This is a genomic window from Pseudomonas wadenswilerensis, assembly GCF_024749185.1.
In the GTDB taxonomy this organism is placed as follows: Bacteria; Pseudomonadota; Gammaproteobacteria; order Pseudomonadales; family Pseudomonadaceae; genus Aquipseudomonas; species Aquipseudomonas wadenswilerensis.
This window is the reverse complement of sequence record NZ_CP087191.1, coordinates 3,548,682-3,565,580: the sequence shown is the minus strand read 5'-3', so window position 1 is coordinate 3,565,580 and position 16,899 is coordinate 3,548,682. Positions and strand designations below refer to the sequence as shown.

Here is a 16,899-nt window from a genome sequence, read left to right as displayed (position 1 = left end):
TGCATGCAGATCTATTGTGGGAGCTGGCTTTGCCAGCGATGAGGCCAGTGCAGCTGGCACATAAGGTGGTGTCTGGTTTACGACCGCTTCGCGCTCGATCGCTGGCAAGTCCAGCTTGTGTCTTGAGGTAGGAATAGAATCAGAAGTGAGAGCGGTGAATGGCAAGCTGTACGCCAGTAGTGCTTAAAGCACGTGTGGGAGCAAAGCTGCCATTCACCTCTCCACTCTGGCCCGAGCCCGAACAGTTGATTGAGCGCCTCTCGAATCACAAGCGTGGGCCAAGCCAGAGCGCTCTCACAACTGAGTGTAAGAGGGTTCAGCCATGTTGTCTTCTGTTGGAATCGACACTGCCAAAGCCACTTTGGAAATCTGCATCAAACCTCAGAAAATCCGCTTCGAAGTGGCCAACAACTCCGCAGGCTTCGAGGCGTTGCTTGAGCGTCTGAAGGACTTCAATATCAGTCGAGTGCTGATCGAAGCGACAGGCGGCTACGAGAAAGATGTGTTGATCGCCCTGGCCTCAGCAGGACTGGAAACCATCTGCATCAACCCAGCCCGTGCCCGAAAATTCGCCGATGCCATGGGTAAAAAAGCCAAAACCGACAAGATCGACGCCGAAGTCCTTGCGGACTTCGCTGCACACCTCAGCGCCCCTCAAGGCCAACCGGTCAGCCCTGAACGCGAAGAGCTGCGAGAGCTGGTGAAGCAGCGCGCCCAATTTGTGCAGAGCCGTGATGACGACAAGCGGCGTCGCCAGCAATGTCGCTCGGCGACAGTGATGGCCCACTTCGATGAGCATATAGAGCAGCTGAAAGTGCTGATCAAACGCCTCGACGAAGAAATTGATCAGGCGATGGTGCAACTGGACGATACCAGGGCGCGTCAGTTATTGGCAGTGACCGGAATCGGTCGAGTAACCGCCGCAAATCTGCTCGCCTCACTGCCTGAACTGGGGCAGTTGGACCGCCGTCAGATCGCCGCTCTGGTGGGCGTAGCGCCTTACAACAACGATAGTGGTAGCCATCGAGGGCACCGCCAGATATGGGGTGGTCGGGCCCATGTAAGGCGAGTGCTGTACATGTCGAGCTGGATCATCATCCGTCACAACACAGAATTTAAAGCACGCTACGAAGCACTTCGGGCACGTGGCAAGTGCGCCAAGGTGGCACTCGTAGCTTGCATGCGGGTGCTGATCGTCAGGCTGAATGCAATGCTGCGGGACAATACCCCTTGGCGAGAGCAAACAGCCTGATCAAGACAGTTGCTCCCACAGGTTCGGTGCATGCAGATCTATTGTGGGAGCTGGCTTTGCCAGCGATGAGGCCAGTGCAGCCGGCACATAAGGTGGTGTCTGGGTTGCGACCGCTTCGCGCTCGATCGCTGGCAAGTCCAGCTCCCACAGGTTCGGTGCATGCAGATCTATTGTGGGAGCTGGCTTTGCCAGCGATGAGGCCGATACAGCCAGCACATCAGGTGGCGTCTGGATTACGATCCCTGGCAAGGCCAGCTCCCACAAGTCCGGCGTACACAGATCACTGTGGGAGCTGGCTTGCCAGCGATGAGGCCCGCCCAGTCGACTCATCAGCTGGCGCCTGCTCGCCTGGCGCCGCAAACACCCAACCATACAAAGGACAGCAACCAGACGTAATACCCATAGGTGTATCCGGTAACGGTGAACTGACCGTCCTCGTCATACAAACTCACCAATTGCCACTGCACCGACAACCCGGCCAGCAAGGCCAGCAGGGCATAGATCAGCCTGCGTCTGGCGCTGCGGGTCCGGTACGCCGCCAGGAACAATGGGTTCGCCAGCCAGGCGAAGTAGCCGAACAGCATGACCGGCAAGCCCAGGATGGAGGCCAGCAAACCGGAGTTGGTGGTTTGGCTGTATACCTCGTGCAGCCAGTTGTGCTCCTCGCTGTGCACTGCGGGTAGCACCAGGCTGAGCAGGTAGAGGGCCAGCCCCAGGTCTCGTGGCTCAAGCCGTCGCGGGCGCCATTTGATCACCGTGGCAACTCGATACGCGCCACCAGGCCGCCGCCCTGGCGGTTGCTCAGCAGCAGCTCACCCCCCTGTTCGCGAACCGCCGAGCGCGCCGACGACAGCCCCAGGCCAACACCACCGGTATCGCGGTTGCGCGAGGACTCCAGGCGAAAGAACGGCATGAACACCTGGTCCAGCGACGCTTCGGGAATTCCCGGGCCGCGGTCACTGATTTCGATAACGATGTTGTGGGCGCTGCTGCTCAACTGTACCTCAGGCTCGCGTGCATACTTCAGGGCATTCTCCAGCAGGTTGGTCACGGCGCGTTTCAATCCCAGGGGCCGACCGTTGAAGACCAGGTTGGCCGGTCCTTCGAAGGCTACATTGATCTGCTGATCGCGATAGTCGTCGACCAGGGTTTGCAGCAGTTCGGCAAGGTCGAACGGGGTGGTTTCCTCCAGCCGGGTTTCGTCACGGAAGAAGCCCAGTGCGGCGGTGATCATGCTCTGCATTTCATCGACGTCACGGAACAGCTTGCGTTGTTGCTCCGGGTCGTCGATGAACTCGCCGCGCAGGCGCATGCGCGTCAAGGGGGCGCGCAAATCGTGGGAAATGGCCGCGAGCATCTGCGTGCGCTCGGCCACAAAATGCTGGATCTGCGCCTGCATGGTGTTGAAGGCAGTGATCGCCTGGCGCCATTCATGCGGGCCTTCAAGGCCAATGGGCGGCGCACGAAAATCACTGCCAAAGCGCCGCGCCGCACGAGCGAAGCGCTGCAGCGGGCCAGCCAGCTGACGGGTGCCGACCCAGGCCACCAGCAGCGCGGCAACCAGCGCCAGCACGCCGATGATGGTAAAGCGCATGGCCGAACTCAGGCCCCAGCTGCGGTACGGCGGGGTGAAAGCCAGCCAACTGCCGTCGTTGATCTGCATGACCAGTTTGTAATGGGCATCGGGGCTGTCCGCCGGCCAGTCGCTGGGCTGGAAGCCCTCCAGCTGTCGCGGGCTGTCGGCCAGCAGGCGCTGCAGCGGCGGGGCTTCCTCCAGGGTAATCCGTGCCCCTGGCCCGGGCAGTTGCAGGTCGGCGCGCTGGCGGCTCCACTGCACCTCCAGCAACGGGTTGCTGGCTGCCCGTGCCAGCGTCGGGCGCAGCTCGGGCGGCGCGGCTTCGAGGGTACGGGTGGTCACGGCGATCTGTTCGAGCAGGCCGGTCTGGGTCAACGGCGGGCGCGCCCAGACCCCGGCCATCTGCACGAACAGCACATTGAGCGCCACCGAGGTCAGCATCGCCGCGATGATGGTCAGGGCAATGCGCCGGCTGATGCTGTCGCGGCGCAGGTCGAGGCGGATCACGAGCGGCTGACCTTGGCGCTGAACAGGTAACCGCCATTGCGCACCGTGCGGATCAGCTCCGGGCGCTTGCTGTCGGGCTCGATCTTGCGCCGCAGGCGGCTGACCTGCACGTCGATGCTGCGGTCGAAGGCTTCGTGGCCCTGGCCGCGGGCCAGGTCGATCAGCTGCTCGCGGGTGAGGATGCGCTGCGGGTGTTCGAGGAACACCAGCAGCAGGTCGAACTCGCCGGCCGACAGCGGCACCATGACCCCTTCGGGGGTGCGCAGCTCGCGCCGGGTGACGTCCAGTTGCCAGTGGTCGAAGTGAATCAGCGGGCGGGTTTCTTCCTGGCTCGGCCGCAGCTGCTCACCGGCCCGGCGCTGTACCGCACGCAGGCGGGCGAGCAGTTCGCGGGCATCGAAGGGCTTGCCCAGGTAGTCGTCGGCGCCCAGCTCCAGGCCGACGATGCGGTCGCTGAGCTCGTCCATGGCGGTGAGCATGATGATCGGGATACCGGTGTTGGCCCGCAGCTTCTGGCACAGGCTCAGCCCGCCTTCGCCGGGCAGCATCAGGTCGAGGATGATGATGTCCGGGCGCTGCTGTTCGATGGCCGTCCACATGGCCTCGCCGTTGCCGGCCAGGTCGACTTCATAGCCGTGGCGGACAAAGAACTTCTTCAGCAGGGCACAAATTTCCATGTCGTCATCGACGATCAGCAGTCTGCTCACGTTGTGGTCCACGGGCCGTGAAAAGTGCGTATCTAAAACCATTCTGCGCTGCTGGTCATTTATTTCAATCTCGCAACATTCCTGCAGCGCCGACACAAAGCGGACATCAGCCAGCAAAAGCCCTGGGGCACGCTGTGGCCAGTTCACTCAAGGGAGTTTTCCAGATGCCGGCCACACACCCGACCAACGGCTTCGACAGCAGCCAGTCGCTGACCCTCGACCTGCGTACCCAGGAGCTGTGGCGCAATGCGCTGCTCAGCTACCAGGACTCGCGCCTGGGTTTGTCCAGCGACGGCAGGCACATGGTCCTCAGCCACTATTTCGAGCGTTACAGCCCCACCAGCAACCAGTGGATGGAGTACAGCTACAAGATTCCCCTGGGTGAACTGGTGCACTGGATCATGAGCCAGGGCGAGCTGCACGTGGACCGTTCCACCAGCACGCCAAGCCCGGCCAACGACGGCTTTGGAGGCTGAGCATGCGCAAGCAATTGATCGTACCGCTTTTGAGTGCCTCGCTGCTGCTGGCCGGTTGCAGCCAGAACAAGGTCAACCCCAAGGAGTACTCGGGCTTTCTGCGCAATTATGACCAGTTGAGCGAACACAAGACCGCCTCCGGCGACACCGTGCTGCGCTGGGTCAGCCCCAAGCTGCGCATGGAACGCTACAGCCAGGTGTACATCGCCCCCAGCCAGTTCTACCCGATGCCCAAGGCCAGCACGCGAATCCCCGAGACCACCCTCAAAGCGGTGACCACCTATTACGATACGGCCCTCAAGCGTGAACTGGGCAAGGTCCTCAACCTGGTCGAGCAGCCCGGCCCGCACACCTTGATCGTGCGCCCGGCGATCACCTCGGTGGGCGCCCATACCCAGGCGCTGCACTTCTATGAATACCTGCCGGTGACCTTGGTGGCCGCCGGGGTCAGCAGTGCCGTCGGTATCCGCGACCTCGACAGCGTGATCGCCACCGAGGCGGCGTTCCTCGATGGCGGCAGCCGCGCGGTGGTCGCCGAGGTGGTGCGCAAGGGTACCGGCCTGCCGCTGGAGAACGACAATCAGGTGATGAGCGCCGACAACCTCAAGGTGGTGCTCGATGCCTGGGCGCGGGACTGGCGCGTGGCCGCCGAGACGCTCCAGGAGCAAAAACGCAGCGCCGTCACAGGGCAAAAAACCACGGCACCATGACCACGCTGACCACCATTACCAGCAGGGTGAACGGCACCCCGACCTTGACGAAATCGCCGAAGCGATACTGGCCGGGGCCGAGTACCAGGGTGTTGACCGGCGACGACACCGGGGTCATGAACGCCGCCGAAGCCGCCAGGGCGACGATCATCGCAAAGGGGTAGGGCGAGGCACCCAGTTGCTCGGCGGTGGTCACTGCCACCGGCGCCATCAGCACCGCGGTGGCGGTGTTGGAGATGAACAGGCCGATGATTGCGGTGATGGCGAACAGGCTGGCGAGAATCACATAGGGCCCGGCACTGCCAAGCATCTGCACCAGGCCGTGCACGGCCAGGGCGATGCCGCCGGTTTTCTGCAGGGCCAGGGCGAAGGGCAGCATGCCGACAATCAGCACCAGGCTTTGCCAGTGGATGGCCCGGTAGGCGCTGTTCATGTCGATGCAGCGCCCGGCGCCCATCAGCAGGCAGCCGATCAGCGCGGCAATCACGTTGGGTACCACGCCGCTGACCATCAAGCCGACCATCACCGCCAGGCTGATCAGCGCGTAGGGCGCGCGATTGCCCGCTGGGGCGACATTGTCGATTTCTGCCGGCAGGCTCAATACCAGGAAGTCCCGTGGCTGGGTCTGCAACTGGCGAATGGCTTTCCAGGTGCCGATCACCAGCAAGGTGTCGCCGAGCTTGAGTTTTTCTTCCACCAATTGCTCTTCGATGGCGTTCTGGTCGCGGCGCAGGCCGACCACGTTGAGGCCCCAGCGGCTGCGGAAGGTCAGCTCCAGCAGGGTCTTGCCGATCAGCTGCGAGCCAGGCGGCACCGCCACTTCGGCCATGCCCACTTCCTGTGACTGGTCGATGAAGTAGGCGGCCTTGAAGTGCAATGGCTCCAGCTGCATGTTCTGGCACAGGCTGCGCAGGTCGTCCTTGGGCGCGAACAGGTCAAGCAGCAGCACATCGCCTTCGTGCACCGTCGTGCTCGAATCGGGGCTGAGTACGCGGGTGGTGAACTTGTGCTGGCGCTCGATGCCGACCACGCTGGCGCCGTGTTCGGTGCGCAGTTTCAGCTCGCTGAGGCTATGGCCGATCAACGGCGAGCCCGGGCGCACGCGCAGGCGCCGTTCGCGGCCGGCGAGCTTGTAGTCGATGATCAGGTCGAGCAGGGTACGCCGGGTTTGCGCGCTGCCGTCCTTGCGCACCTCGCCGCCGAGCCAGTGGCGGGTCAGCAGCATGTAGCCAACGCCAAGCAACAGCACCACCAGGCCGAACGGGGTAAAGCTGAAGAAGCTGAAACCGCTTTCGCCATGACGCACCAGCTCGCTGTGCACCACCACGTTGGGCGGTGTTGCCACCAGGCTGAGCATGCCGCTGATCAGCCCGGCGAAGGCCAGCGGCATCATCAGGCGGCTGGGCGAGACCTTCATCCGTGCGGCAATGCTCAGCACCACCGGAATGAAGATCGCCACCACCCCGGTGGAACTCATCACCGAACCCAGCCCGGCCACGCAGACCATCAGCAACACGATCAGCCGCGCTTCACTGTTGCCGGCGCGGTCGGCCATCCACTCGCCAATCCGGTAGGCGATGCCGGTGCGCACCAGGCCTTCGCCGATCACGAACAGGGCGGCGATCAGCACCACGTTGGGGTCGCTGAAACCGGCCAGGGCTTCCTGCACACTGATGATGCCCAGCAGCGGCAGGGCGACGATCACCAGCAGGGCGACCACGTCCATGCGTGGCCGGTTGGCGATGAACAGGGCCACGGCGGTGAACAGCAGGCCGAGTACCCAGAGCAGTTCGTGATTCATGCAGTCATCCTGATCGGTGAAGGCTGCAAGTCTGGCAGAAATTCGTCGCGCGTTTGTTGATGTGCTGCAGCGGGTGCGGCATCAGTGCTGATCGGTGGTAGAGTTGCCGCCGTTTTTGATCAATCAAGGAAGAATGTTTTGGACCCGAACACCAGCAACTGGAAGGGCACCGCCCTGGCCTTCGGTTTGATCGGCTGCATCACGCTGATCGGCTACATCATCGACTACACCTCGAAGATCAATGTCTTTCTGATCTGGGATTTCAAGGCCTACTCCTACATCGCCATTTGCTTCAGCCTGGTGGCCCTGGCGTTGCTGGGCACGTTCCTGCTCAATCACCACAACATCGACACCAATGTATTCGGCGGCCTGCTGGTGTTGGTGATAGCGGGTATCTCGCAGATGATCTTCGGCGTCGAGCCCTCGGTGATCCTGTGCCTGGCCGGGCTGTACCTGGCCGGCGCGATCGGCCTGGCCATCGGCTTTGGCAACAAGCGCGCGATGGACGCTGCAGAGGCCGACGAGGAGCTGTAGCTCAGGCCTCGTTCAATTGCTGGCGCAGCACCTTGAGGTCGCGGCTGTCGATCACATAGGTGCGCGCCAGCCAGTCGCCGGGCCGCTGGCAATGGCGCGACTCGGCGCACAGCCAGATGACGATCAGGCCAAAGGCGGCCTCGAACGGCCGGGAGATGCCGCGCACCAGCGCCTGCAGCAGGCTCGGCGGCTGGCCGGCGCGGTTGATCACGGAGAGCCGGAACACCACCTTGCCCGGTGTTTGCCCGCGCATCAGGTACTCGAACAGCGGGAAGTACAGCAACTGCATCAGCAGCATGCCGTCTTCGCCGCGGCCATAGCCCACCACGGCCAGCGCGAACCAGGCGCCGAGGGCGAGCAGGGTATCGAGCAGCCAGGCGCCGATGCGGCGGATGATCAGGGTGGTACGGGAGACGTGCATGGTGGTTGCGCTGATCCTTGCGAGGTGGGGCGATGGTCGCATTCTTGCCGCTGTAAAGCACGGCCTGGATTGGTAAGGCCAGCTCCCACGGGATCTATGTATGCCAACCCATTGTGGGAGCCGGCGTTGCCGGCGATGGGCTGCAGAGCAGCCCCTGATACGCTCACACTTCTTGCGCCAACGGATTAATACTTATAGCCAAGGAGTATTTGCTTATTGTCGCCAGTGCTTGAACCATGGGCATTGGCTCCACAGCAAGGATGCGACTCAATGGCCAGGCATATTGTCATTGTGGGCGGCGGCGTCGGCGGTACGATGCTGGCCAATCAACTGGTGAGCAAACTCTACCCGGAAGTGCTCCGCGAGCAGGTGCGCATTACCCTGCTGTCCAATTCCCCCGATCACTACTACAAACCCGCGTTCATGTACGTGGCCTTCAATCAGTTCTTCCAGGAAGAGCTGAAGCGCCCGCAGCGGTCATTGCTGCGCCCGGAAATCGACTTCCAGGTGCAGGAAGTCACCCGCTTCGACTTTACCGGACAGGCCCTGCACACCCGCTCGGGCCGGTGCTACGGCTATGACTTCCTGGTAATCGCCACCGGCTGCGTGCCTGCCCCCGAGCGCATCGAGGGCCTGCAACAGGCGGGCGATCACTTCTACCAGTACGAAGCGGCGCGGCAACTGGCACGGCGCCTGGCGAGCATCGACAAGGGGCGGATCTTCATCACCGTGTCCTTTCCGCAAACCCCCAACGTGCCGCACCAGTGCGGCATCGCCCCGGTGGAAACCACCCTGATGCTCGATGACTACCTGCGCCAGCGCGGGGTGCGCGACAAGGTCGAGATCATCTACACCTACCCGACCACCGCTCAGCTGTTGCGCAACTGCTTGTTCCTGCAGCGGCCCACCGGCGAGATCCTGCCGAGCATCTTCGAGCAAAAGAACATCCGCTTTCAGCGCGGCTTCACCCTGAGCAAGGTCGACCCCGAGCAACGCATCGCCTACTCCGAAGAAGGCGACGCGCAGCCGTTCGACATTCTCATGGCCACACCGCCGATCCGTGCGGTGGACGCCGTGCTGCAAAGCGGGGCCTCCCGCGCGCCGAACAACGAAGGCTGGCTGCCGACCAACCACGAAACCCTGCAGGTTTACGGCCTGGAAGGCGTCTACGTGATCGGCGACACCGTCGACCTGCCGATCAGCAAGGCCGGCGGTGCCTGCCACAACCAGGCACCGGTGATCGCCAACAATATCGCCGGCGAAATCCGCCTGGGCAGCACCTGCGCGGTGTACGACGGCAAGGTCCAGGCTGCGGCGCAGATGGGCCTGGGGGCGGGCATGCCGCTGTGCTACGACTACCGTCACGACGTCTTGCCGACGCCGCCGACCAAGCTGGGCAGCCTGCTGCGCAATGGTTTCAACCGCGGCCTGTATTGGGCCGTGGCCCGTGGAATGCTTTGACCCGACGACGGGAGGAGCCGATTGTCATGGATGCCACCGATTTACCCGCGGTTTTGAACGCCAACCCGGGGCTGGACGCCCTGTTGCGCAAACTGCAACCGCTGCTCGACAGCGGCCGGATGGACAACGTGGTCGATCTGCTGTCGCTGAGCGCCGACCTCGTTGATCTGCTCGATGCGGCCATGGTCGAGAAACTCTCGGGGCTGTTCGAGGAGGCCACGGCCCTGAGCTGGAACCTGGGCAATGCCATGCGCATGGCCTCGGCGCAAACCCGCAATGAACCCACTCCCAGCCTGTATGGCCTGCTGTTGCTGCTACGAGACCCGCAAACCCGTCGAGGGCTTGCCCTGGTACTCAGAATATTGAATGTCATTGGACGACAGGATTGATCGCACGGAGCTAGAGGACCACCGTCATGCTCGAACAGCGTAAACGCTCCACCGCACCCGGCGCCAATAGCGCCTGGGACCCGAAAAGCTACCTGCAATTTGCCCGCTTGCGCGAGCGCCCGGTGCTGGAACTGCTCGACCGCCTGCACCTCGATTCGCCCCAGTGCATCTACGACCTGGGCTGCGGTACCGGCATCGCGACGCGTCTGCTGGCCGAGCGCTGGCCACGGGCCGAGCTGTTCGGCGTCGACAGTTCGGTAGAGATGCTCCAGGAGGCGTTGGCCCTGCCGATCAGCGTCAACTGGCTGCATGTCGATGTCAGCCAGTGGCAGGCGCAAAAACCGGCCAACCTGCTGTTCGCCGCCGCAGTGCTGCACTTTATCGAGGACCACCAAAGCCTGTTGCCGCGCCTGCTCGGGCAGTTGCAGGAGGGCGGCTGCCTGGCCGTGCACATGCCCAACTGGCGCGATGCGCCCTGGTATCAGCTGATGCTCCGGGCCCTCGGCGAGCCCGGGCCCAGCGGCCGGCCATTGGCAACCCTGGAATTGCGCAAGTTCATGGCCTCGCGCAATGTGCTGTCGCTGGACGGTTACTACCGCCTGCTGGCGCCGCTGACCCGTGAGCTGGATATCTGGGAAACCGAGCACCTGCAGGTGGTCGAGGGCAACTCGCCGATCTTCGACTGGGTCAAGGTCTCGGCCCTGCGCCCGGTGCTCATTGCCCTGGACGATGCCGAGCGTGAAGCCTTTCTCGGCAAGTACCTGAAGCTGCTGCACGCGCACTACCCGCAGGAGGACGACGGGCGCACGCTGTTTCCGTTCAAGCGTACCTTCATCATTGCCACGCGGTGAATGCGTGCCGATTCAGCGACGGGCAATGTCGTAGGGCAGCAGCACGACATCCTGGGTCAGGTCCACCGGCAGTGAAACGATGAAGTCTGCCTCCGGGTTGTCTCTTTGATGCCCAGGCAATGCTACAGTCACGTCTTTTTTCTGACGAGGAAGAGTCATGCGGGTAGTAATGGCGATGGTCGCTGCAGCGTTGTTGGCCGGGTGTGCGTCTTCGGCCATGGAGGCGGCGCGCAGCCAGGCGCCGACCAAGGCGTTTACTTCGAGCAAGTCGGCGGATGTGGTTGCCCAGTGCATCCAGTTCGGCTGGCAGGATGAAGCAGTGTTCGGCGTCGATGCCAGCGGCTACCTTGAGCCTGCCAAACAAGGCGGCTTCACCGTCTATACCCGCGAGGCGGAGTCCTTTGCCGACATCAAGTCCCAGGGCGCCAGCACCGCAGTGAGCTACTACGCGAAGCACAACGACAACGTCGCCCTGCGGCGCATGGCGGCCCTGGCCACCTGCCTGTAAATTTGCCTAGCGCGGCATGTACCTGAGTTGCCAGCGCCGCGGGATCTTCAGCGAGATCAAGCCCAGCGCCGCCGCCAATAGGGCGCTGAACAGCAGCGCGGCGAGGTCGAAGGCCTGCTCCAGCAACACCCCGAGCACGGCGCCGACGAACATCCCGGTCCAGGGGATCAGCTGCACCCGCCAGCCTTGCCGGCGCTCGCCCAGCAGCGCCCGGCCGAGGCCGCGGCCAAAACGCGAAAGCGCGCCGGTGACATAGGTCAGGCCAATCGGCAGGCCGTTCACTTCCTCGACCACGGCGTTGATCATGCCCATGGCGGTGACTGCCGACACCAGTGCCGGCAACTGCAGCGCAGTGGGCAGCAACGCCGCCAGGGCCAGCAGCGCGGCGATGATCAGCAGCAACGGGCACGGGCGGCGGCCGCTCAGGCGCGCGATCACCACGCCCAGGGCATTGCCCACGACAAAGGCCAGCAGTACTGCAGCAATGCGCAGGATCGGCCCCGGTTCGCCTTCGCCCAGCGATACCGCCAGGCGCGTGGTATTGCCGCTCATGAACGAAACGAAGTCGCCGGTGGCCATGAAGCCGATGGCATCGGTCATGCCGGCCAGCACCGACAGCGCGGCGACAAAGTACAGGCCGACCTTGCCACGCAGGCGGGCGACCCTGGCAGAGGTGGAAGTGGAACCTGGCAGCATCCTTGGCGCTCCCGATACGCGATGAGTGGGCTTAGCTTTTTTCCGTCAGCCGTGCTTCGAGCCCGGCGATATGCGCCTCCAGGCGCTCGTGCTCGCAACGTTCGGCGCTGATGTCTTCGAACACGCTGATCAGGTGCTCCGGCGCACCGTCCTGGCGGCGTTGCAGCGAGGTGCGGGCACGGACCCAGAGGTACTCGCCGTTCTTGTGGCGCACGCGTTTTTCCACCTCGTAGCGCTCGCTCTGGCCCTCGAGCATGCCCTGCAGCAGTTGCAGGTTGGCGGCGAGGTCATCGGGGTGGGTGATCTGCTGGAAGGTCATGCCGTAGAGTTCTTCGGCGCGGTAGCCGAGCAGTTCGCAGAGGCTGTTGTTGACCCGCTGCCAGGTGCCGTCCGGGTCGATGTAGGCGAGGGCGCCCCAGGCCAGTTCGAAGATCGCCCGGAAGCGCTCCTCACTGTTGCGCAGTTCCTCTTCGGCGACCTTGCGTTCGGTGTTGTCCATGCTGATGCCGACCATCTTCACCGAACGGCCGGCACTGTCGCGCACCACCGTGGCGCGGGAAGAAATCCAGCGCACTTCGCCGTCGGGGCGCGTGATACGAAAATCGCATTCGCAGCCACTGCCATCGGCCACTGCCTGGGCGTACATGGCCTGCATGTGCTCGATGTCTTCAGGCGGCAGGTGGGCCCAGAAGTCTTCGTTGCGGTTGACCGGCCAGCCGTAGACCTGCTCGACGTTGGGCGAGTAGGTGACTTCGTCGCTGATCAGGTTCCACTCCCAGGTGACGATGCGCGCGCCTTCCTGGGCCAGCTTCATGCGGGTTTCGCTTTCCATGATCTCGGCGGTGTAGCGCCGGCGCAGGTCGGTCATCGGCAGCTCGACCACCTGTGGCTGCTGGATGTTCTGCAGGGCTTCTTCGCCGTAGCGCAGCCAGATCCAGTTGACCTTGAGAAAGTCGGCCAGCTTGCGCAGGTTGTCGTAATCGATTTCGCCGCCGCGGGTCCATTTGTGCACCGCGGTGCGCGAGATACCCAGGGCCGTGCCGACGGCTTGCAAGGTCAGCTTGTGATGCTCGAGCAGTTCCTTGAGGCGGAAGGCGAAACTGTTTTCCATCATCGGCAGGGTGTCCTGATCGGGGGCCAAGAGCCTGCCAGTATACCTGTGGGGCAGCTTCAAGCTTCAAGCTTCGAGCTGCAAGAGGAGCCTGAGCGTACCTGTCTTGCAGCTTGAGGCTTGAAACTTGGAGCTTGATGCCTACAAATCCAGCACCAACCGCGCCGAGCGGGCCCGCGATACGCAGAGCATCATGCTTTGCTGCGCGGCCTTTTCGTCATCACTCAGGTACTGGTCGAAGTGCTCGGCTTCACCTTCAAGGATCGCCGTTTCGCAGGTGCCGCAAACGCCTTCACGGCACAGGCATTCGACCTTGGCCGCCTTGGACTTCTCGATGGCCTGGAGGATGGTCATGCCTTCCTCGACCTGCAGTTCGGTACCGGAACGGGCCAGTACCACGGTGAAGGCGGCGCCGGTGACCGGTGTTGCAGCGAACTGTTCCCAGTGCACGCGCTGCTCGGCGATGCCTGCCTTGGCGGCAGTGGCGATCACTGCATCGATCAGCGGCTTGGGCCCGCATACATACAGGTGAGCATCCTCGGCCAGGCCGGCGCACAGCGCGGTGAGGTCGAGTTTGCGCTCGAGGCTGTCGATGTAGAAGCGGGTGTTGCCAGCATGCGGGCCGCTTTCCAGCTGCTGCTGGAACGCACCGTGCTCCGGGGCGCGGAAGGCGTAATGCAGTTCGTAATCGCTGGCGCCGCCCTCAAGCTCGTGCAACTGGGCCAGGAACGGGGTGATGCCGATGCCGCCGGCAATCAGCACATGACGCCCGGCACTGGGGTCCAGGGCGAACAGGTTGTTCGGCGAGGAAAGGGTCAGGCGGCTGCCGACTTGCACCTGCTGGTGCATGAACGCCGAACCGCCCTTGGACTGCTCTTCAAGGCGCACGCCAATCTGGTAGCTGCGGGTGTCGCGCGGGTCGCTCATCAGCGAGTAGGCATTGCTGAACTGGCTGCCATCGGCGCCTTGCATCTGTACGATGACATGGCTGCCGCCGGTGAAGGCGGGCATCGGCGCGCCGTCTTCGCGGGCCAGGGTGAAGCGCTTGATCAGCGGCGTTGCCTGTTCGACTTCAGTTACCAGCACGCTGAACATTTCATACTTGTTGGCCATGTTTCACCTCGACTGCAACAGCACGCGGCAGGCCCTGCCGCGTGGCGGAACCTGTGCTCAGACCGCCAGGCACAGGTATTTGATTTCCAGATAATCCTCGATGCCGTACTTGGAGCCTTCACGGCCCAGGCCCGATTGCTTGATGCCACCGAATGGCGCGACCTCGTTGGAGATCAGCCCGGTGTTGACCCCGACCATGCCGTATTCCAGCTGCTCGGCGACCTTGAATACCCGGGCGATATCGCGGCTGTAGAAGTAGGCGGCCAGGCCGTATTGAGTGGCGTTGGCCAGGGCAATGACCTCGTCGTCGCTGCTGAAGCGCACCAGCGCCGCTACCGGGCCGAAGATCTCTTCTTCGAGCAGCTCCATGCCCGGGCCAATGCCGGCCAGCACGGTCGGCTCGAAGAAGTTGCCGCCCAGGGCATGGGCCTGGCCGCCGAGCACCAGCTCGGCGCCTTTGCCGAGGGCGTCGTCGATCAGGCTGCGCACCTTGGCCACCGCCTTGTCGCTGATCAACGGGCCGATCTGGCTGGTGGCGGCGCTGCCATGGCCAACCTCCAGGGCACGCACGCGCTCGACGAAGCGCTGGGCAAATTGCTCATACACGCTGTCGTGCACGTAGAAGCGGTTGACGCACACGCAGGTCTGCCCGGCGTTGCGGTACTTGGCGACGATGGCGCCTTCGACCGCAGCGTCGATATCGGCGTCGGCGAAGACAATGAACGGCGCGTTGCCACCCAGCTCCAGGCTGACCTTCTTGATGGTTTCGGCGCACTGGCCCATCAGCAGGCGGCCGATCGGCGTCGAGCCGGTGAAGCTCAGCTTGCGCACCGAAGGGTGGCCAGTGAACTGCGCGCCAATCGCCGGTGCATCGCCGGTGACCACGCTGAACACACCGGCAGGCACGCCGGCGCGTTCGGCGAGCGCGGCCAGGGCCAGGGCGCAGAACGGGGTTTCATTGGCCGGCTTGACCACCATGGTGCAGCCTGCGGCCAGGGCCGGGGCGACCTTGCGGGTGATCATCGCCGCCGGGAAGTTCCACGGCGTGATGGCGGTGCATACGCCGATGCCTTGCTTGATCACCAGCAGGCGTTTGTCGTTGGACGGGCTGGGGATCACGTCGCCGTAGACGCGTTTGCCTTCTTCGGCAAACCATTCGACGAAGGAGGCGGCGTAGCGGATTTCGCCCAGGGCTTCGTGCAGCGGCTTGCCCTGTTCGAAGGTCATCAGCCGGGCCAGGTCCTGCTCGTGTTCCAGCAGCAGTTCGAACCAGCGGCGCAGCACCTGCGCACGCTCCTTGGCGGTACGCCCGCGCCAGTCGGCCAGGGCCGCTTCGGCGGCTTCGATGGCGCGCACGGCTTCGGCACCGGCCATCAGCGGCACGTTGCCGAGCAGCTCGCCGTTGGCCGGGTCGGTCACGTTGAGGCTGCGCCCGTCATCGGCGTCGCACCAGCGCCCGGCAATGTAGGCCTGCTGGCGGAACAGCTTGTTGTCATTGAGTTTCACGCAAGGCACTCCGAAGCGCGCCGCAGGCGGTGAAGCCTGCGGCGAGCGGTATCAGTCGTTGAGGTGGGCGACGGCGATCAGGTTGTGGAAGTGAGCAATGCCGTGCTCGCTCATGCCGCTGCGCTCGCGGTCGGCCATGATCCGGCCCTGGCCACGGTAGCCGCGGGACTTGAGGCCCTTCTGCACGCTTTCGACCAGGCGCAGGTCTTCCGGACGGAACACTTCGCGGTACCAGTCGATCAGCTTCTGCTGCTCTTCGCTGATGTCCTTGTTGAGGAAGTAGATGTCGTAGTGCTGCAGGGTGGTTTCGGCATCGACCGGGAACTCGTAGATCACGGTCATGAAGTTGGCGCCTGGCGGCACGTTGAACATGGTGCACGGCCAGGCCCAGAAACCGGCGAAGGACGGATCCTTGACGCTTTCGTCGAACTTGAACGACTGCTCCGAAGGTTTCGCCAGGCCGTACTGCAGGGTCCAGTTGCCGTGCATGCTGTGGCTGTACTGGCCGACGTCGACCGAGTCGGCGAAGCCGGGGTGGGCCGGGGCGCAGTGGTAGCACTCGAGGTAGTTGTCGACGATCGACTTCCAGTTGGCCGGGGTGTCACTGACAAAGCGCGCGGCCAGGTGCAGGTCGTCGATCACCGCGCAGGCTGCACGCATGCGCGCTTGCAGGCCGGGCAGCTGGTCTTCGACGGAGCCGGCCTCCATGTCCATGTTGATGAAGATGAAGCCTGCGTATTCTTCGACACGCAGCTGCACCAGGGTCGAGTTTTCTTTGTCGAAGTTGACCACGTTGTCGCAGTTGCGCGCGTGGGCCAGGTCGCCGTCGAGCTTGAAGGTCCAGGCGTGGTACGGGCAGGTGATGACGTTCTTGGCCTTGCCGCTGCCGCTGAGCAACTGGTGGCCACGGTGCGGGCAGACGTTGTAGAAGGCGCGCAGGACGCTGTCGCGGCCGCGCACGACGATGATGCTTTCGCCGATCACTTCACGGGTGATGTAGGCGTTGTTCTCGGCCACTTCGCTGCGGTGGCCGACGCAGATCCAGCTGCGGGCGAAGATGTTTTCTTTCTCGTGCTCGAACACTGCGGCCTGGGTATAGAAGCTGGCGGGAATGGTGAACGCCTCTTCGGCGTTGGCGCAGAAATCGGCGGGCAGGCGTTTGAAGTCATTCATGGTTGGGGTCTCACAAGCACGGTTTTTAGTTGTTGGTTAACGCGTATCTATCAGTTAACAAGCCAGGCAAAAAAATTTACTGCTGTTGTAGGAGCGGGCTTGCCCCG

18 protein-coding genes are annotated in these 16,899 nt (G+C 63.4%); 8 read left to right on the top strand and 10 right to left on the bottom strand.

Features of this window, described 5'->3' with window-relative positions; all coding sequences use genetic code 11:
- Nucleotides 1-322: 322 nt before the first annotated feature.
- A complete protein-coding gene (locus LOY45_RS16340) occupies nucleotides 323-1,252 on the top strand; it encodes an IS110 family RNA-guided transposase (RefSeq protein WP_115085006.1) in 930 nt (309 codons plus the stop codon).
- A 329-nt stretch (nucleotides 1,253-1,581) separates the two neighbouring features.
- Here the strand turns inward: LOY45_RS16340 and LOY45_RS16335 are convergent, their stop codons facing one another.
- Genes LOY45_RS16335 through LOY45_RS16325 form a run of 3 tightly spaced genes read right to left on the bottom strand, consistent with a single transcriptional unit; the run spans nucleotide 1,582 to nucleotide 4,084 of the window.
- Nucleotides 1,582-2,007: a hypothetical protein gene (locus LOY45_RS16335; protein WP_258578015.1), complete on the bottom strand. Its 426-nt coding sequence runs from the start codon at nucleotides 2,005-2,007 to the stop codon at nucleotides 1,582-1,584.
- On the bottom strand, nucleotides 2,004-3,335 hold the full coding sequence (locus LOY45_RS16330; protein WP_115087598.1) for a sensor histidine kinase: 1,332 nt from the start codon (nucleotides 3,333-3,335) through the stop codon (nucleotides 2,004-2,006). Before LOY45_RS16330 ends, LOY45_RS16335 begins: the two co-directional genes overlap by 4 nt.
- Nucleotides 3,332-4,084 (bottom strand): response regulator, encoded by a 753-nt coding sequence (locus LOY45_RS16325; protein WP_420832695.1) that lies wholly within the window; start codon nucleotides 4,082-4,084, stop codon nucleotides 3,332-3,334. Before LOY45_RS16325 ends, LOY45_RS16330 begins: the two co-directional genes overlap by 4 nt.
- A 122-nt stretch (nucleotides 4,085-4,206) precedes the next feature.
- On the opposite strand from LOY45_RS16325, the gene LOY45_RS16320 reads away from it, so the two are divergent.
- Nucleotides 4,207-4,518 (top strand): hypothetical protein, encoded by a 312-nt coding sequence (locus LOY45_RS16320; RefSeq protein ID WP_134062854.1) that lies wholly within the window; start codon nucleotides 4,207-4,209, stop codon nucleotides 4,516-4,518.
- Between the two features lie 2 nt (nucleotides 4,519-4,520).
- Nucleotides 4,521-5,228 carry a DUF3313 domain-containing protein gene (locus LOY45_RS16315; RefSeq protein ID WP_115087601.1) on the top strand — a complete coding sequence of 236 codons (708 nt, stop codon included), beginning with the start codon at nucleotides 4,521-4,523 and terminating at the stop codon, nucleotides 5,226-5,228.
- Here the strand turns inward: LOY45_RS16315 and LOY45_RS16310 are convergent.
- Nucleotides 5,200-7,029 (bottom strand): SLC13 family permease, encoded by a 1,830-nt coding sequence (locus LOY45_RS16310; protein ID WP_134062852.1) that lies wholly within the window; start codon nucleotides 7,027-7,029, stop codon nucleotides 5,200-5,202. The two genes, LOY45_RS16315 and LOY45_RS16310, sit on opposite strands and share 29 nt — an antisense overlap.
- Before the next feature lie 138 nt (nucleotides 7,030-7,167).
- On the opposite strand from LOY45_RS16310, the gene LOY45_RS16305 reads away from it, so the two are divergent.
- Complete coding sequence (locus LOY45_RS16305; protein WP_115087603.1) at nucleotides 7,168-7,563, top strand: hypothetical protein; 396 nt, start codon at nucleotides 7,168-7,170, stop codon at nucleotides 7,561-7,563.
- Nucleotide 7,564: 1 nt separating this feature from the next.
- Here LOY45_RS16305 and LOY45_RS16300 read toward each other — a convergent pair whose 3' ends face one another.
- Nucleotides 7,565-7,984, bottom strand: a complete 420-nt coding sequence (locus LOY45_RS16300; protein ID WP_258578013.1) for an RDD family protein — start codon at nucleotides 7,982-7,984, stop codon at nucleotides 7,565-7,567.
- A 270-nt stretch (nucleotides 7,985-8,254) separates the two neighbouring features.
- Here LOY45_RS16300 and LOY45_RS16295 point away from each other — a divergent pair, with 270 nt between their 5' ends.
- From LOY45_RS16295 to LOY45_RS16280, 4 genes are all read left to right on the top strand, one after another.
- Nucleotides 8,255-9,445 carry an NAD(P)/FAD-dependent oxidoreductase gene (locus LOY45_RS16295; protein WP_115087605.1) on the top strand — a complete coding sequence of 397 codons (1,191 nt, stop codon included), beginning with the start codon at nucleotides 8,255-8,257 and terminating at the stop codon, nucleotides 9,443-9,445.
- Nucleotides 9,446-9,471: 26 nt separating this feature from the next.
- On the top strand, nucleotides 9,472-9,834 hold the full coding sequence (locus LOY45_RS16290) for a DUF1641 domain-containing protein (RefSeq protein ID WP_115087606.1): 363 nt from the start codon (nucleotides 9,472-9,474) through the stop codon (nucleotides 9,832-9,834).
- A gap of 26 nt (nucleotides 9,835-9,860) precedes the next feature.
- Nucleotides 9,861-10,685: a methyltransferase domain-containing protein gene (locus LOY45_RS16285; protein WP_134061463.1), complete on the top strand. Its 825-nt coding sequence runs from the start codon at nucleotides 9,861-9,863 to the stop codon at nucleotides 10,683-10,685.
- A 157-nt stretch (nucleotides 10,686-10,842) separates the two neighbouring features.
- The gene (locus tag LOY45_RS16280) at nucleotides 10,843-11,193 is read left to right on the top strand and encodes a hypothetical protein (protein ID WP_134061464.1); all 351 of its coding nucleotides are present in this window, start codon (nucleotides 10,843-10,845) and stop codon (nucleotides 11,191-11,193) included.
- Between the two features lie 6 nt (nucleotides 11,194-11,199).
- Here the strand turns inward: LOY45_RS16280 and LOY45_RS16275 are convergent, their stop codons facing one another.
- From LOY45_RS16275 to LOY45_RS16255, 5 genes are all read right to left on the bottom strand, one after another.
- Complete coding sequence (locus tag LOY45_RS16275; protein WP_115087609.1) at nucleotides 11,200-11,889, bottom strand: YoaK family protein; 690 nt, start codon at nucleotides 11,887-11,889, stop codon at nucleotides 11,200-11,202.
- Between the two features lie 31 nt (nucleotides 11,890-11,920).
- Nucleotides 11,921-13,003, bottom strand: coding sequence for a helix-turn-helix domain-containing protein (locus LOY45_RS16270; RefSeq protein ID WP_115087610.1), 1,083 nt, complete (start codon nucleotides 13,001-13,003; stop codon nucleotides 11,921-11,923).
- A 138-nt stretch (nucleotides 13,004-13,141) separates the two neighbouring features.
- Nucleotides 13,142-14,113, bottom strand: coding sequence for a PDR/VanB family oxidoreductase (locus tag LOY45_RS16265; protein ID WP_258578012.1), 972 nt, complete (start codon nucleotides 14,111-14,113; stop codon nucleotides 13,142-13,144).
- Nucleotides 14,114-14,170: 57 nt separating this feature from the next.
- Nucleotides 14,171-15,619 carry an NAD-dependent succinate-semialdehyde dehydrogenase gene (locus LOY45_RS16260; RefSeq protein ID WP_258578011.1) on the bottom strand — a complete coding sequence of 483 codons (1,449 nt, stop codon included), beginning with the start codon at nucleotides 15,617-15,619 and terminating at the stop codon, nucleotides 14,171-14,173.
- 51 nt (nucleotides 15,620-15,670) lie between these two features.
- Complete coding sequence (locus LOY45_RS16255) at nucleotides 15,671-16,792, bottom strand: aromatic ring-hydroxylating oxygenase subunit alpha (protein ID WP_115087613.1); 1,122 nt, start codon at nucleotides 16,790-16,792, stop codon at nucleotides 15,671-15,673.
- Nucleotides 16,793-16,899 lie beyond the last annotated feature (107 nt).

Excerpts from the sequence above, each read along its gene's own strand:
- LOY45_RS16255 (WP_115087613.1), bottom strand. The coding sequence starts at position 16,792 with ATGAATGACTTCAAACGCCTGCCCGCCGATTTCTGCGCCAACGCCGAA.
- LOY45_RS16270 (WP_115087610.1), bottom strand. The coding sequence starts at position 13,003 with ATGATGGAAAACAGTTTCGCCTTCCGCCTCAAGGAACTGCTCGAGCAT.
- LOY45_RS16310 (WP_134062852.1), bottom strand. The coding sequence starts at position 7,029 with ATGAATCACGAACTGCTCTGGGTACTCGGCCTGCTGTTCACCGCCGTG.
- LOY45_RS16300 (WP_258578013.1), bottom strand. The coding sequence starts at position 7,984 with ATGCACGTCTCCCGTACCACCCTGATCATCCGCCGCATCGGCGCCTGG.
- LOY45_RS16275 (WP_115087609.1), bottom strand. The coding sequence starts at position 11,889 with ATGCTGCCAGGTTCCACTTCCACCTCTGCCAGGGTCGCCCGCCTGCGT.
- LOY45_RS16340 (WP_115085006.1), top strand. The coding sequence starts at position 323 with ATGTTGTCTTCTGTTGGAATCGACACTGCCAAAGCCACTTTGGAAATC.
- LOY45_RS16280 (WP_134061464.1), top strand. The coding sequence starts at position 10,843 with ATGCGGGTAGTAATGGCGATGGTCGCTGCAGCGTTGTTGGCCGGGTGT.
- LOY45_RS16265 (WP_258578012.1), bottom strand. The coding sequence starts at position 14,113 with ATGGCCAACAAGTATGAAATGTTCAGCGTGCTGGTAACTGAAGTCGAA.
- LOY45_RS16285 (WP_134061463.1), top strand. The coding sequence starts at position 9,861 with ATGCTCGAACAGCGTAAACGCTCCACCGCACCCGGCGCCAATAGCGCC.
- LOY45_RS16290 (WP_115087606.1), top strand. The coding sequence starts at position 9,472 with ATGGATGCCACCGATTTACCCGCGGTTTTGAACGCCAACCCGGGGCTG.
- LOY45_RS16315 (WP_115087601.1), top strand. The coding sequence starts at position 4,521 with ATGCGCAAGCAATTGATCGTACCGCTTTTGAGTGCCTCGCTGCTGCTG.
- LOY45_RS16325 (WP_420832695.1), bottom strand. The coding sequence starts at position 4,084 with ATGGTTTTAGATACGCACTTTTCACGGCCCGTGGACCACAACGTGAGC.
- LOY45_RS16295 (WP_115087605.1), top strand. The coding sequence starts at position 8,255 with ATGGCCAGGCATATTGTCATTGTGGGCGGCGGCGTCGGCGGTACGATG.
- LOY45_RS16320 (WP_134062854.1), top strand. The coding sequence starts at position 4,207 with ATGCCGGCCACACACCCGACCAACGGCTTCGACAGCAGCCAGTCGCTG.